The 13,413-nt window shown below is 53.7% G+C and carries 14 protein-coding genes; 8 read left to right on the top strand and 6 right to left on the bottom strand.

Annotated features, from left to right (window positions below; genetic code table 11):
- The 3 genes from AC2FC2_RS25240 to cbp21 form a co-directional block, all read right to left on the bottom strand.
- A partial coding sequence (locus AC2FC2_RS25240; protein WP_154640635.1) for a thiamine pyrophosphate-binding protein occupies positions 1-98 on the bottom strand: 98 nt, incomplete at its 3' end.
- Positions 99-116: 18 nt separating this feature from the next.
- Positions 117-1,067 carry a transaldolase gene (tal, locus tag AC2FC2_RS25235; protein ID WP_490660090.1) on the bottom strand — a complete coding sequence of 317 codons (951 nt, stop codon included), beginning with the start codon at positions 1,065-1,067 and terminating at the stop codon, positions 117-119.
- 283 nt (positions 1,068-1,350) lie between these two features.
- A complete protein-coding gene (gene cbp21, locus AC2FC2_RS25230; RefSeq protein WP_037424092.1) occupies positions 1,351-1,944 on the bottom strand; it encodes a chitin-binding protein/chitosanase CBP21 in 594 nt (197 codons plus the stop codon).
- A 405-nt stretch (positions 1,945-2,349) separates the two neighbouring features.
- Here cbp21 and AC2FC2_RS25225 point away from each other — a divergent pair, with 405 nt between their 5' ends.
- Complete coding sequence (locus AC2FC2_RS25225) at positions 2,350-3,291, top strand: LysR family transcriptional regulator (RefSeq protein ID WP_209638606.1); 942 nt, start codon at positions 2,350-2,352, stop codon at positions 3,289-3,291.
- 87 nt (positions 3,292-3,378) lie between these two features.
- Here AC2FC2_RS25225 and chiB read toward each other — a convergent pair whose 3' ends face one another.
- Positions 3,379-4,878, bottom strand: coding sequence for a chitinase ChiB (gene chiB, locus AC2FC2_RS25220; protein WP_404759158.1), 1,500 nt, complete (start codon positions 4,876-4,878; stop codon positions 3,379-3,381).
- Positions 4,879-5,174: 296 nt separating this feature from the next.
- On the opposite strand from chiB, the gene AC2FC2_RS25215 reads away from it, so the two are divergent.
- The 5 genes from AC2FC2_RS25215 to maeB all read left to right on the top strand — a co-directional run bounded on the left by AC2FC2_RS25215 (position 5,175) and on the right by maeB (position 8,988).
- Entirely contained in the window at positions 5,175-5,501 is a 327-nt protein-coding gene (locus AC2FC2_RS25215) for a phage holin, lambda family (protein ID WP_209638610.1), read from the top strand.
- A gap of 10 nt (positions 5,502-5,511) precedes the next feature.
- On the top strand, positions 5,512-5,892 hold the full coding sequence (gene chiX, locus AC2FC2_RS25210) for an L-Ala D-Glu endopeptidase ChiX (RefSeq protein ID WP_490309064.1): 381 nt from the start codon (positions 5,512-5,514) through the stop codon (positions 5,890-5,892).
- Positions 5,889-6,272 (top strand): DUF2570 family protein, encoded by a 384-nt coding sequence (locus tag AC2FC2_RS25205; RefSeq protein WP_490660089.1) that lies wholly within the window; start codon positions 5,889-5,891, stop codon positions 6,270-6,272. The genes chiX and AC2FC2_RS25205 overlap by 4 nt, the downstream gene beginning before the upstream one ends.
- Entirely contained in the window at positions 6,253-6,426 is a 174-nt protein-coding gene (gene lysC, locus AC2FC2_RS25200) for an Rz1-like lysis system protein LysC (protein ID WP_265555464.1), read from the top strand. Before AC2FC2_RS25205 ends, lysC begins: the two co-directional genes overlap by 20 nt.
- Before the next feature lie 282 nt (positions 6,427-6,708).
- Complete coding sequence (gene maeB / locus AC2FC2_RS25195; RefSeq protein WP_209638618.1) at positions 6,709-8,988, top strand: NADP-dependent oxaloacetate-decarboxylating malate dehydrogenase; 2,280 nt, start codon at positions 6,709-6,711, stop codon at positions 8,986-8,988.
- A gap of 47 nt (positions 8,989-9,035) precedes the next feature.
- Here the strand turns inward: maeB and mmuM are convergent, their stop codons facing one another.
- A complete protein-coding gene (gene mmuM / locus AC2FC2_RS25190; RefSeq protein WP_265555468.1) occupies positions 9,036-9,974 on the bottom strand; it encodes a homocysteine S-methyltransferase in 939 nt (312 codons plus the stop codon).
- A complete protein-coding gene (mmuP, locus tag AC2FC2_RS25185) occupies positions 9,964-11,373 on the bottom strand; it encodes an S-methylmethionine permease (RefSeq protein ID WP_265555469.1) in 1,410 nt (469 codons plus the stop codon). The genes mmuM and mmuP overlap by 11 nt, the downstream gene beginning before the upstream one ends.
- Before the next feature lie 191 nt (positions 11,374-11,564).
- Here mmuP and AC2FC2_RS25180 point away from each other — a divergent pair, with 191 nt between their 5' ends.
- Positions 11,565-12,404 (top strand): ChaN family lipoprotein, encoded by an 840-nt coding sequence (locus AC2FC2_RS25180; protein WP_490660088.1) that lies wholly within the window; start codon positions 11,565-11,567, stop codon positions 12,402-12,404.
- Between the two features lie 196 nt (positions 12,405-12,600).
- A complete protein-coding gene (gene tolA, locus AC2FC2_RS25175; RefSeq protein WP_490309044.1) occupies positions 12,601-13,365 on the top strand; it encodes a cell envelope integrity protein TolA in 765 nt (254 codons plus the stop codon).
- Positions 13,366-13,413 lie beyond the last annotated feature (48 nt).

Below are 13,413 nucleotides of genomic sequence, written 5' to 3'. Positions count from 1 at the left end.
ATGCCCATAGGTGCACCCGGGTGGCCGGAATTTGCTTTTTGTACGGCGTCCATGCTGAGTGCGCGGATGGCGTTGGCGAGTTCTTTACGAGAAGACATTACGGGACTCCAGAGTGATTACAGTTCAGCGGCCAGCATGTCTTCCAGCTTTTGCTGGTCAACGGCGAACAGGCGGATACCTTCGGCCAGTTTTTCAACCGCCATCGCATCTTGGTTATGTAGCCAGCGGAATTCGGCCTCAGCCAGCGGGGCAGGTTGGTGGAAGGCTTCAGTGGAGGGCGTCAGCTTACGCTCGACCGGTTGATCGCTGTGCTTAAGCTGTTCCAGCAGATTCGGTGCGATGGTCAGGCGATCGCAACCGGCCAATGCCAGGAGCTGCTCAACCTTGCGGAAACTGGCTCCCATGATCACCGTCTGATAACGGTGCTGTTTGTAGTATTCGTAGATGGTGCGTACGGATTTCACGCCTGGATCTTGGTCGGCATCATAGTCAGCGGCAGGCTGTTTGGCCTGATACCAGTCATAGATACGGCCGACGAAGGGAGAGATCAAGTAGACCCCGGCCTCGGCGCAGGCACGCGCCTGAGCGAAAGAGAACAGCAGTGTCAGGTTAGTATTGATGCCTTCTTTTTCCAGTTCCTCGGCGGCTTTAATGCCTTCCCAGGTAGAGGCCAGTTTGATCAGGATACGTGACTTGTCGATGCCTTGTTCTTGATACAGACCGATCAGTTTGCGTGCTTTGGCAACGCACATGCCGCGGTCAAAGGAGAGGCGGGCATCCACTTCGGTGGAAATGCGCCCCGGTACGCTTTTCAGAATTTCGACGCCGATGTTCACGGCGAGTTTGTCGCTGGCGTTGATCAGTTGGGTTTCTTTACTGCCACCCTGCTGGCGAGCATAGCTCAGGGCTTCGAGGATCAGTGGCTTATATTGAGGCAGCGCAGCGGCTTTCAGGATCAGTGAAGGGTTGGTGGTGGCATCTTGCGGTTCGAACTGGCGAATAGATTCGATATCGCCGCTGTCGGCCACAACCGTGGTTAGCTGCTTAAGTGCGTCTAATTGGTTCATTTATAAGCTCCTTGACCAAACGTCAATGTAGGGAAATGAGAACGTTTTCCATCATAGGCTGAACACACTGCATCAGAAGCGTAATGATTAAAATGCGCTTTTTCTGATTGTTGCGATGGATAAGAACAATGGATCCCGTTCGAAGCCAGGCAGAGTAAGGCTTGTTAGCCATTGGCATGTGCCGAAAAGCGGCCTCATGGGCATGCGAGGGAGAGGCCTATGCGGCATCAGACAATAAAAAAGGGCCCAGCCTTGGCTGAGCCCTAGGGTATTCCTCTTCTTATTACTTGGTCAAATTAACGTCAATGGCCTGATAGAAGGCATTGGCCGTATCTGCTACATCCCACACGGCGAGGATGACGTGCGAACCGCTACGGTCTGCCGGTATGTTGCACTGGTGGGTGACCTGCGCAGCAGGGATGGCACCCCCGTCGTTTTGCTGACAGAACGGCGTCAGATCAAACGAAGCGCGGGTCAGTGGCTGCGATGCATCCCAGTTTGGCTTGGTAATAAAATAACGCCAGCTGCTGGTGCTGTGACGTGCTGTCAGCGTCCAGGTGAAGGAGTTCGGGCCAGTATGCAGGTTGATCTTGTTCCAACGGGTAGGTGTTTGCTGATCCAACTCGAAGAAGGTGGATTTGTCGGCGCTGGCAATGTGCCCATCAGCCGGACCGGCCTGCGGGAAGCCTTTCAACCCTTCAACGCTTTGTGGTTCATATTGCACGCTGCCGCACTGAGTATTGAGCTGCAGTTTGCACTGATAGGCGCGGCTGGCGGGTGTTTCGACATAACCGTGGGCTGAAGCCTGTTGAGATACGCCGAACAGTGCCGCGCTCAGCAAACCAAGAGACATAAGGGTACGGGAAGTATTGTTCATAAGTCACTCCTGACTGAAGTTGTATTGTAAGTTGGGTTTATTTTCACCGGTAAAATGAGGGGTCATTAATGGAATTAAAAACATCATTCTTGGCGGCTTGATTTATTTTTACGCGTAGTCTCTCTCGTCAGGGTGGAATGTTTTATAGGCTATTAACTAAAATTGTTATGATGATTGTCTTTTATTTCTTTGTTGAATTTATTTAAACGCTACAGTCTAAAAAATCGATGCCATGATGAATTTTATTTAAAGGATTGATGAATACTCTTTCAGATGATTTTCTCTGATATGGAGTATATTGCTTGTGGTTTTACTTACTCTTGTGTGACTTGAACGACTTTACGCGCCAACCACTTGGGAATTTAGTGTCAATTTTTTCTTATTTTATGTCAAAGAGGAATTTGTATGACTAGATTATCCCTGGATGCGATTAAAATAATCAGCACCATCAAAAGTACGGGCTCTTTCTCAATGGCGGCGGAGGCGCTGCATAAAACGCCTTCGGCAATATCCTACCGTGTGTCCAATATTGAAAGTAAGCTCTGTGTGAAACTTTTTCATCGTAATGGCCCGATGATTACCCTAACAGATGAAGGGGAATTTCTGTTGCAGGAGGGCGGTTGGATTTTAAATGCGGTACAGGATCTCGAAAGTAGGGTAAGAAACATCCCCAAACTCGATAATAATATCCGCATCGTCGTCGATAATTTCTTTCCGTTAGAAACGATCACTCAGGATATCCGTGAGTATATTCAGCACAGCCCAAACGCCAACATTTCTGTGCAGCGAGAAGCACTGAACGGTACCTGGGATGCCTTGAAGAACAACCGGGCGGATTTGATTATCGCTATCGGCCAGATCCCGGACAGCGTGCAGGCGAAAACGCTGATGCTGGGCAAGCTGAACTTTGTGTTATGCGTCTCGCCTTCACATCCGTTTGCGGCGCAGAAAAAGCCAGTGGACAAAAACCAGCGGCTGAACGACATCGTGGTGGTGATTGCCGACAGCAGCCACGAATTGCCAAAGCGTAATCACGGCACCATGCCGTTACAGCGTCAACTGGTGGTGTGCGATGTTGAGAGCAAACTGGCGCTGTTGAAACGGGGTATTGGTCATGGTTTCTTGCCGCCAGCGCTGATCGAAAAAGAGTTGGCAAGTGGTGAACTGGTGACGGTTCCGGTTGATATGCAAAAAGGTGACGAAATGATTTGGCTGGCTTGGCATCCGGCCAGTAAAGGGGCTGGTTTTACCTGGTGGCATGAGCGCCTGACGCGTAAAAGCGACGTTTTTAGCCTGATGGGGCGCGAAGTCATACGTGATGGAGGTTACCCTTGGTGTAACAACTAAGGGAACAGTGACGAAGGGATGCGAAAATTAAACAATAAAAACCCCGTCGCCGTCGGCTACGGGGTTTTTTTATGGTGCAACCGGTTGTTATGCCACGCGGCCCACTTTCAGCCAGGCAGTATCCGAGCCAGGTACCGAGGTGATGTAACCCCATTTGGTCTGCCAGACATAGCCTTGATAAGACACTTGCGCACCTTGGTTATAGACGGTGCCGGCGACGTAGGCAGGCGCGCTCATGAACGGCAGATTACCGGGACCCACGCCGGTATAGCGCAGACCAGTGCCCATATCCAATTGGCTGTCATCGTAGTCCGCAGCATTGAAATAGCGGTCCAGCGAGGCCAGCAGGTCACCATTGCGGTTGTCCTGGCCCAGGTGCCAGAACATGACGCCACCCAGTTGCTGCTGTTTGATGTACTTAGCCTTGTACTTGAAGCTTTCGGCATCGTCGTAGGTGACGAACAGGCCTTTGGCCGCATGGTACAAGTACGGCGTTTTGGTTTTGTCGTTCCACAGGCGCTGATAACCGTAGTTGCCCAACAGCATTTGTTCCAGCTGACGATAAGAGGCAATGCGGGGATCTTTGTCGCGGACGCACTCTTCACACCCCACCAACCAGTAGTCGGTGCCTGGGAACGGATCTTCCCCCGGCGTGCTGTGAGTGCTGTACTGGCCGCCGTTGCTGCCGCTGACGCCTTTAAATGCGCGGCCGTAGAAAGGCACGCCCATAACGATTTTGCTGCTTGGTACGCCTTCCAACATCAGGTGTTGTTGTACCGCGGCGTCCACCGTCAGGCTGAATGGGCTAGGGAAGGCGCGAGTCAGTTCTTCCCAACTCCAACCCAGATTGGCTTCACGCAGTGCGTTATAGAAGGTTGGCCCGGCGCTGTCGCCGAACAGCCCGGCCTGATGGTTAGTGATTTTTTCCCATGGGCCCGCCAGATCGTAGGTCATCAGGTTGATGTAATCGAGTGAGGCGACGATCTGCGGCAGCTTGCTGTAATAACGTGACAGGAAGAATGCGCCGCCGGCACCGGCAATGGTCAGTTGATAAGGCAGTGCCTGGCGGCCATCGGCCAGGGTCTGCTGATTGAGCAGGGTACGGATCTCTTGCAGTGCAGCGACAAAACCATCCACTTCGCTGCTCTGTGGGTATTCCCAGTCAATGTCTACACCGTCAAAACCATAGTCTTTCATGATGCGGACGCAGGATTGCGCGAATTTGGTGCGTGACGCCGGGGTCTTCACCGCGTTGACATAGTTGGCGTGGGAAACGCCCAGATCGTTGGAGTAATACCAGCCGCCGATGGAGAACATAATGCGCAGGTTAGGGTTATGCGCTTTTAGCGCCGTCAACCGACTGACGACATCGCGAGCTTTGACGTCATTGGTTGCCGGATCCCAGGCACATTCCAGATTGCTGTTAATGTCGAGGAACGAGAAATTAATGTGGGTGAGCTGCCTGGCCTTGGCCGGTGTAATGTTCGACACCGGGAAAGGCACGACTGAGGTATCAGATTCGGTATAGTTATTAATTTGGTTAGTTGGAATAAAGTAATAACCAATAACGGCTTTGCGTTCGGACATGGTATTTCTCCAGGTTGAGGTTTTTTGTTATTGAGAGTGAATCTCCCGCCGCTATTAATGTTTATTTTCAAGGTAAATAAAAGTCGAAATAAATCACAGTAAGGATGAATTTTTTCATCGAGCAGTGTCGTTATTTACTGGGCATTGTTGTGTCATGGTTGAGCGTGAATGAATTTGACCTTAGAGGCTGTATTTATTCATTTGCTTTGTTATAGCATCCTTAACTAGATTCTGATGGTACCGATATTCCACCGGCCGTGATTGGCATTTAATTAAAGTAAAATAGGAGTGTAGCTATGTCCAGCTTAGAGCCAGACGCTGTTGGCTTAATTATCCAGCGAGCATGTGAATATCTTCAGCCGGTGATGAATGCCATTTTGGCAGGCCTCATGGCGTTATTACACGGGGCCTATCGTAACGTGGGTATGCGGCGACGCCTATTAAATGCAGGAATGTGCGCTTTATTGGCCTGGACGGTACGCGATGCATTGGCACTGGCCGGGCTGGAATTAAAATGGGCGAATCTTGCCAGCGTACTGATTGGCTTTCTTGGGGCCGATTATATCAGCGGTTTAATTAAAAAATTCATTGGAAATAAAACGGGGTTCAAAAATGATAAATGAAATAGAAGATATTCGCTTCACCGCCCGCAGCGAAGCCAATTTAGTGGGTGTTCACCCGGATTTGGTACGGGTGATTCGGTTGGCATTGCATTATTCGCTGGTGCCGTTTTCCATCACCGAGGGATTACGCACCATGGCACGTCAGCGTGAACTGGTGCGCGGGGGGCAAAGCCAAACGCTGAAAAGCCGTCATTTGACCGGTCATGCAGTGGATGTGGTGGCCATGCCCGCGGGTGTGGTGTCCTGGGAATGGGACTACTACGCGCAAATTGCTGTGGCAGTGCGTCGTGCGGCGCGCGAGTGTGCAGTCAACGTTGAGTGGGGCGGCGAATGGAAAACCCTGAAAGATGGGCCGCATTTCCAGCTTTCCTTTAGGGATTATCCGGCATGAGCGGTTGGTTAAGCAGGTTGTCACAAGGCGGATTGCTGCTGCTGTTGATGGTGGCAATTGGCCTCGGTGCATACAGCTCACTGCTGTCGCACAGGCTGGATCTGGTGCGACAGCAGGCGAGCGAACAGCAAAAGACACTGGCGCAGCAGGCGGGGTTGATTGTCACACTGCAAACCCAGGATGCGCAGAACCGTGCGCTGATGGCGGCTCAACAGCAACAGGAACGTCAGCTGCGTCAGCAAAGCGACGTTTACCAGAGGAAATACCGTGAAGCGATTAAAAATGACGCCTGTGCTGGGCAGCCTATGCCTGGCGCTGTTATTGAGCTCCTGCGCCCAACCGCCGCAGGCGGCAGCGCCGGTGGTGCTGTTGCCCCCTGAGTCGGTGTTTACCCCGTGCGAACAGCCGCAGTTACTGGGTAACACCTGGGGCGATGCGCTGAGTTACACCCTGGCACTACAAACCTCGTTACAAATTTGCGCAGGCCAGGTGGCGACGCTCAATGCCTGGCGAGCTGAACTGCCGCTGCACTGACGGCCGTGTTTTTTGTCTCGTCCTGTGGTACTTCTTTTTTTACTTTTAAAAAACAATTTCGATCAAGGTTATGGGCCGCTTCAAAGTTTGTGACGTTTCTCTCACTATACTTAAAGGCTGTGCCCTGCCATTGTACGTGAGCGCCGCTGGCGGTCATTTGAACGCGCAACAAGGCGCGGCCATGGGGTTTGGTGGGCCAAATAAGCGGTGCGTACAGCCTCATAGCCTTAAAGGTTTACAAGTCTTACCTCAACATAAAAGCAAAAAGCATAGGAACCCATAATGGACGAACAGCTCAAACAGAGTGCGCTTGATTTCCACCAATATCCGGTCCCAGGCAAGATCCAGGTCTCCCCAACTAAGCCGCTGGCCACGCAACGCGATCTGGCGCTCGCATATTCGCCGGGCGTCGCCGCACCCTGTCTGGAAATTGCCGCCGATCCGTTGGCAGCCTACAAATACACTGCGCGTGGCAACCTGGTGGCGGTCATTTCCAACGGCACGGCAGTGCTGGGGCTGGGCAATATTGGCGCATTGGCCGGTAAGCCGGTGATGGAAGGGAAAGGTGTCCTGTTCAAGAAATTTTCCGGTATCGACGTATTTGATATCGAAGTGGATGAACTTAACCCTGACAAGTTGATTGACGTTATCGCCGCGTTGGAACCGACCTTCGGCGGTATTAACCTGGAAGACATCAAAGCGCCAGAGTGCTTCTACATTGAGCAGAAACTGCGTGAGCGCATGAAGATTCCGGTGTTCCATGATGATCAGCATGGCACGGCCATCATCACCACGGCTGCGGTGCTGAACGGCCTGCGGGTAGTGAAAAAGAACATTTCCGACGTGCGCCTGGTGGTTTCCGGTGCCGGCGCGGCGTCGATTGCCTGTTTAAACCTGTTGGTGGCCTTGGGGCTGCGTCAGCAGAATATTACTGTTTGCGACTCTAAAGGGGTGATCTATAAGGGACGCGACGCCAATATGGAGCAAACCAAGGCGGCTTACGCCATTGAAGATAATGGCCAACGTACGCTGGGGGATGCTATCCCTGATGCGGATATCTTCCTGGGTTGTTCTGGTCCGGGTGTGTTGACGCAGGATATGGTGAAAACCATGGCCAAGGATCCGCTGATCATGGCGCTGGCCAACCCAGAGCCTGAGATCCTGCCGCCGTTGGCGAAAGCCGTGCGTCCAGACGCCATCATCTGTACCGGCCGTTCTGACTATCCCAACCAGGTGAACAACGTCCTCTGCTTCCCGTTCATCTTCCGTGGCGCGCTGGATGTCGGCGCAACCACCATTAACGAAGAAATGAAACTGGCTTGCGTACATGCGATTGCCGATCTGGCGCTGGCAGAGCAGAGTGACGTGGTGGCTTCAGCCTATGGCGATCAGGACCTGTCATTCGGCCCTGAATACATTATTCCAAAACCTTTCGACCCACGCCTGATTGTAAAAATTGCGCCTGCGGTCGCCAAGGCGGCGATGGAGTCTGGTGTCGCGACGCGGCCGATTGAAGACTTTGATGCCTACGTCGAGAAACTGTCGGAGTTCGTCTACAAAACCAACTTGTTCATGAAGCCCATTTTTGCCCAGGCGAAGAAAGAAATAAAACGTGTGGTGATGGCAGAAGGTGAAGAAGAAAGAGTGCTGCATGCGACGCAGGAACTGGTGTCGCAAGGGCTGGCTTACCCTATTTTGGTGGGACGCCCGAGCGTAATTGAAATGCGGCTGAAAAAACTTGGTTTGCAACTGACGCCGGGTAAAGACTTTGAAGTGGTGAACAACGAGTCCGATCCGCGCTTCAATGAATACTGGGGCGAGTACTACCAGATCATGAAGCGTCGTGGCGTTTCGCAAGAGCAGGCACGCCGTGCGGTCATTGGCAACCCGACGTTGATTGCAGCCATCATGCTACATCGTGGTGAAGCGGACGCGATGATCTGCGGCACCATCGGCAGCTATCACGAGCATTACGATGTGGTAGAGAAAGTGTTTGGCTTCCGCGAAGGGGCACACGTCGCCGGGGCAATGAACGCGTTGCTGCTGCCTAGCGGCAACACCTTTATTGCTGACACCTATGTCAATGACGATCCGACGCCGGAACAACTGGCAGAAATCACCCTGATGGCAGCGGAAACGGTGCGTCGTTTCGGCATTGAGCCGAAGGTGGCGCTGTTGTCCCATTCCAGCTTTGGTTCTTCGGATAATCCTGCGGCCTGCAAGATGCGTAAAACGCTGGAGCTGGTGAACAAGATGGCACCGGAGCTGGAAATTGACGGTGAGATGCACGGTGACGCTGCGCTGGTCGAAAGCATTCGTAATGACCTGATGCCAGACAGCCCGCTGAAAGGGGCGGCCAACGTGTTGATCATGCCCAATATGGAAGCCGCACGCATTAGCTACAACCTGCTGCGCGTTTCGTCTTCCGAAGGGGTGACCGTCGGGCCAGTGCTGATGGGGGTATCAAAACCGGTACACATTCTGACGCCGATCGCCTCGGTGCGCCGTATCGTCAACATGGTGGCCTTGGCCGTGGTGGAAGCGCAAACCGAACCGCTATAAGCCTTGAGTGACAATAAGCCCCCTGCGTTTCGGCGCAGGGGGCTTTTTTATGCCTTACAGCGGGCGGCGATCTGATGGATGTCCTGCGGCGTCGTGCGGCAACAGCCGCCAATCAGCCGTGCGCCTATACGTTGCCATTCGCTAATTTGATCAATCAGGTTGCCGTGCGCGCCACCACAGGCATGCCAGGTTTTGGTTACCGCATCGTAGTGTTCACCGGAGTTCGGATAGACCAGCAGCGGCTTGTCAGCCAGTGCGGCAAACTGCTGCAGCGCTGGGGTGACATTTTCCAGTGCAATGCAGTTAACGCCGATAGCCAATACCTGCGGATTAGCGTGCAGTGCGGCCATGACCCTGGTTAACGGCGTGCCGTCGCTGAGGTGTTGGCTATCACGCAGGGTAAAGGCAAACCATGCACCGAGCGTTGGGAATTCGTGTAGCAGGGCCAACAAGGCCTGCAGTTCACCAAACGACGGCAGGGTTTCACAGGCCAGCAAATCAACCCCGGCTTCGGCCAACGCTTTGATGCGTGGGCGGTGAAAGGCCATCATTTCTTCCTGCGGCAAGGCGTAGTCACCGCGATATTCGGACCCGTCGGCCAGATAAGCCCCGTAGGGGCCGACCGACCCGGCGATCAACAGCGGTTCCGCCTGCGGTTGTTGTGCCAGATAGTCGTTGCGTGCCTGCTGCGCCAACTGCACGCTTTTGGCGATCAACGCCAGGGACTGTGCGTGATCCAAACCGCGGCGTAAAAAGCCGTGTGGGGTGGCCTGGTAGCTGGCGGTGATAGCGCATTGTGCACCCGCGTTGAAATAGTCGAGATGAACCTGATAAATCAGTTCAGGGTTCTCAATCAGGACTTTTGCCGACCACAGGGGATCGCTGAGATCGCAGCCGCGTGCCTCCAGTTCGGTGGCCAGTGCCCCATCTAAAATCAGCGTGCGCTGAGTGGCTAATAAGGTCGCGACAGGGTTGTTAACCGGCATGATTGTCTCCCAAAGAGGTTGTTTGCCCGCTGCGGCGGGTCAGATAATAGGCGGCGTAGCACAGGGCCACAAACGGCAAGCCGCAATACAGTGCAATGCGTTGTTCCGGGTCGAATGCCAGCCCGACGCAGGCCAGCAGGCACAGCGCAAAACCCAGGATCGGCGTTAACGGATAACCCGGAGCGCGGTATTTCAGGCCACCGATCGGCTGACCGCTACGCAGGTAATGGCGGCGGAACGCGTAGTGCGACGCGCAGATACTTAACCAGACCACCACCACCGCAAAGCCGGAGATTGCCGACAGGGCAACAAACACCGTGTCTGGTGCGATTACGCTGGTCAGCAGGGCCAGCACACCGCCAAGCATGCTGAAGGTCAGGGCATTAATGGGGATGCCGCGTTTATTGACGCGTGAGAAATAGGCCGGCAGGGTGCGTTGGTTGGCCAGCGACCACAGCATGCGGCCTGACGCGTACAGGCCCGAGTTAGCGGCAGACAGGATGGCGGTCAGGATGACAAAATTAAATATATCGGCAGCATAAGGGACACCGATGCGTTCAAATACCAAGACAAACGGGCTTTTGACAATCCCGGCCTGATCCATCGGGATCAGCGCAGCCAAAATAAACACGGTACCGATAAAGAACAGCATCAGACGGATCACCGTGGTGCGTATTGCCCAAGGGACCACCTTTTCCGGGTTTTCTGTTTCGCCGGCGGCAATACCGATAAGCTCGGTGCCGGAGAACGCGAAGTTCACCGCGACCATGGTCATCAGGATCGGCAGTGTGCCGTTTGGCAGCCAGCCAGAGGCGGTCAAGTTATGGAGGAAGGGCGCAGGAGTACCGTCTTTCATCGGCAGCACGCCGAACATTGCCGCACCACCGAGGATAATAAATGCCAAAATGGTGACCACTTTGATCAGCGAAAACCAAAATTCGCTCTCAGCAAAGAACCGGGTAGTGACCACATTGAGCAGGAAAATCGCCGCGCAGAAGATCAAGCACCACAGCCAAACTGGCGATTGCGGAAACCAGTACTGCATGCAGAAACCGGCGGCGGTCAGGCTGGAACCCAGCGCTACCGTCCAGGTGAGCCAGTACAGCCAAGCCACGGTATAACCGGTTGCCGGGCCAAGATAGCGGGAGGCGTAGACATGAAAGGCGCCGGTTTCCGGCATCGCTACCGACAGCTCACCCAGGCACAGCATCACCAGATAGACCACCAGCGCACCGATCAAATAGGCCAGCAGGGTTCCGAGGGCACCGGTAGTCGAGATGATATAACCGGTGTTGAAGAACAGTCCGGTACCGATGACACCCCCCAGCGACAGCATCACCAGGTGACGGGCTTTCATGGTGCGTTTGAATTGCCCTTCGGCGGGAACAGGTGAGTGCATGATATTCTATCCGTATAGACGTCTAAGCAGCTAAATGGCTATTGGTTATACCTGCAATACCTCATGAAATCAATGTGAGACCAAAACCATAGCGTAAAAATAGTTATCGGCATCTCAGGATAGGCTATCGCCTATATGCAAATGATAATTATTATCTATAATGTCGCCACTTTTTATTACAGGGCAGCATCATGAGATTTTTGATTTTACTGGCCGCGCTGGCGCTCGGTGCCTGTAGCCAAACCCCCGTTCCAACGCAAAAAAATACGCTTGCCGAACGGGGGAAAATTACCGACTTGCGCAGTGGGGAAAACCTGACGCCTGACCAGCTATTGGCCCGACTGTCTGCCGAGCAACGGGTGATTGTTGGGGAGAAACATGACAACCCTTACCACCATCAGATTGAACAATGGTTGGTACAGCAATTACCTCGGCAGCGGCCACAAGGCAGCGTGCTGATGGAAATGCTAAACCCGAACCAGCAGGCCAAGGTGGATCAGGTGAAACACTGGCTGCAGTCAAATCCGACGGTGCGTGACAGTCGTGTAGCAGAGCTGATTGATTGGCAGCCAGGTTGGAAGTGGTCGCTGTACGGTGATGTGGTAATGGCGGCAATGCGCGCGCCTTATCCACTGTGGTCTGCCAACCTGGATCGTAATGAAATCATGGCATTTTATCAGCAGCCGAGTTTCCCGCAGGGGACGTTGTCGGTGCGGCCAGTGGTACAAAAAGCGCTAGAGGAAACGATTCGCACCTCTCATGGCGGAAATATCGAACCTCAACAATTGCATGCGATGCTGGCAATCCAGCAGCAACGTGATCGCCGTATGGCCGAACGTTTGTTGGCCGCACCGACGCCGGCATTGCTGATTGCCGGTGGTTATCATGCGTCCAAATCGGTGGGGGTGCCACTTCACGTGCAAGATCTGCAACCGGCAGCGCTGCCGACGGTATTGATGCTGGCAGAACCCGGTGTGCAGGTCGATAAACAGGTGGCAGATTATCTGTGGATTACCCCGGCCGTGAAGTAATGAAACCATTACCGGTGCCTTTCAAGTTGCAGCGCTGTTTGTTGCAACTTGAAATTCATAGAGTAAACACGGCGAAAAGAACTGTTAATAACAGTTACAAATGATTATCATTAGCAAATGTGATCTGCAATCATTCGCGATTAAGTATTCTAATGTCCCTATGTTAAGTCAGTCTTTATTTTATCCGGTCGTTGCTATGCCGCAGCCGCGTTGGGTGCGTGGTTTTTTGTGTGCGATAGCGGCCCACGTCGCGCTGGTATTGGTGTTTTACTGGCCGTCACAGCCGTTGCCGATGATGCAATTACCTCCGCCGGCGGTGATGATGAGCTGGGCGGAGCAGGTTGAGGCACCGGAAAGCCCCAAGCCACTACCGCTGGGTGTGCAACAGGCGGAATCCTCTGCGGCGCAACCGGCTGAGCAGCAGGAGCAACCTGATTTACCGACGTTGGCGCGCGCCGAAAAGACCAAGATTGCCGTGGCAGAAAAAAAACGCACGGAACACCGGCCGCCGCAGAAAGCCCAGCCGAACCCGGAAGAGCAGGCCAAAGAGATGCGTCATGCCGCGGCCTCCAGTGCTGCTGCGCCAAAGGCGCAGAACATTGCCCGCCAGACCGCTGCACCGCTCAACAGCGATTCCACCAGCAGCGCTCAAGCCAAGCTGTCATGGGAAAGCCGGGTGAAAGGCTATCTGAACAACATTAAACGCTATCCGCCAGATGCTCGCAGTCGTCGACGTACCGGTATGCCGCAGGTGACGTTCCGCGTTGATGCTCAGGGCCGAGTGTCGGAGGTGACACTGTTGGTTCGCTCGGGCACCGCGTCACTCGATCGTGAAGCGCTCGCCGTGGTAGAGCGGGCGCAGCCGTTGCCCGTCCCCCCGTCTGACATGTTACGAAATGGCTCCGTCAGCGTGACGATGCCGATTGATTTTAATCTGGCGGCGTTGAATGCCGGCAAATAACACCTGCAGGGGCTATCCCAACGGGGTACCTGCAGCTCCAAACTTCGT

The organism is Serratia sp. CoH_122_TC_1, assembly GCF_058191755.1.
Note: the sequence above shows the minus strand (reverse complement) of the source record. Positions and strands in the feature narration are given on the sequence as shown.

Coding starts and splice junctions, on each gene's coding strand:
- tolA (WP_490309044.1), top strand. CDS start 12,601: ATGCCGCAGCCGCGTTGGGTGCGTGGTTTTTTGTGTGCGATAGCGGCC.
- AC2FC2_RS25205 (WP_490660089.1), top strand. CDS start 5,889: ATGAGCGGTTGGTTAAGCAGGTTGTCACAAGGCGGATTGCTGCTGCTG.
- tal (WP_490660090.1), bottom strand. CDS start 1,067: ATGAACCAATTAGACGCACTTAAGCAGCTAACCACGGTTGTGGCCGAC.
- maeB (WP_209638618.1), top strand. CDS start 6,709: ATGGACGAACAGCTCAAACAGAGTGCGCTTGATTTCCACCAATATCCG.
- chiB (WP_404759158.1), bottom strand. CDS start 4,878: ATGTCCGAACGCAAAGCCGTTATTGGTTATTACTTTATTCCAACTAAC.
- AC2FC2_RS25180 (WP_490660088.1), top strand. CDS start 11,565: ATGAGATTTTTGATTTTACTGGCCGCGCTGGCGCTCGGTGCCTGTAGC.
- mmuP (WP_265555469.1), bottom strand. CDS start 11,373: ATGCACTCACCTGTTCCCGCCGAAGGGCAATTCAAACGCACCATGAAA.
- AC2FC2_RS25215 (WP_209638610.1), top strand. CDS start 5,175: ATGTCCAGCTTAGAGCCAGACGCTGTTGGCTTAATTATCCAGCGAGCA.
- mmuM (WP_265555468.1), bottom strand. CDS start 9,974: ATGCCGGTTAACAACCCTGTCGCGACCTTATTAGCCACTCAGCGCACG.
- cbp21 (WP_037424092.1), bottom strand. CDS start 1,944: ATGAACAATACTTCCCGTACCCTTATGTCTCTTGGTTTGCTGAGCGCG.
- AC2FC2_RS25225 (WP_209638606.1), top strand. CDS start 2,350: ATGACTAGATTATCCCTGGATGCGATTAAAATAATCAGCACCATCAAA.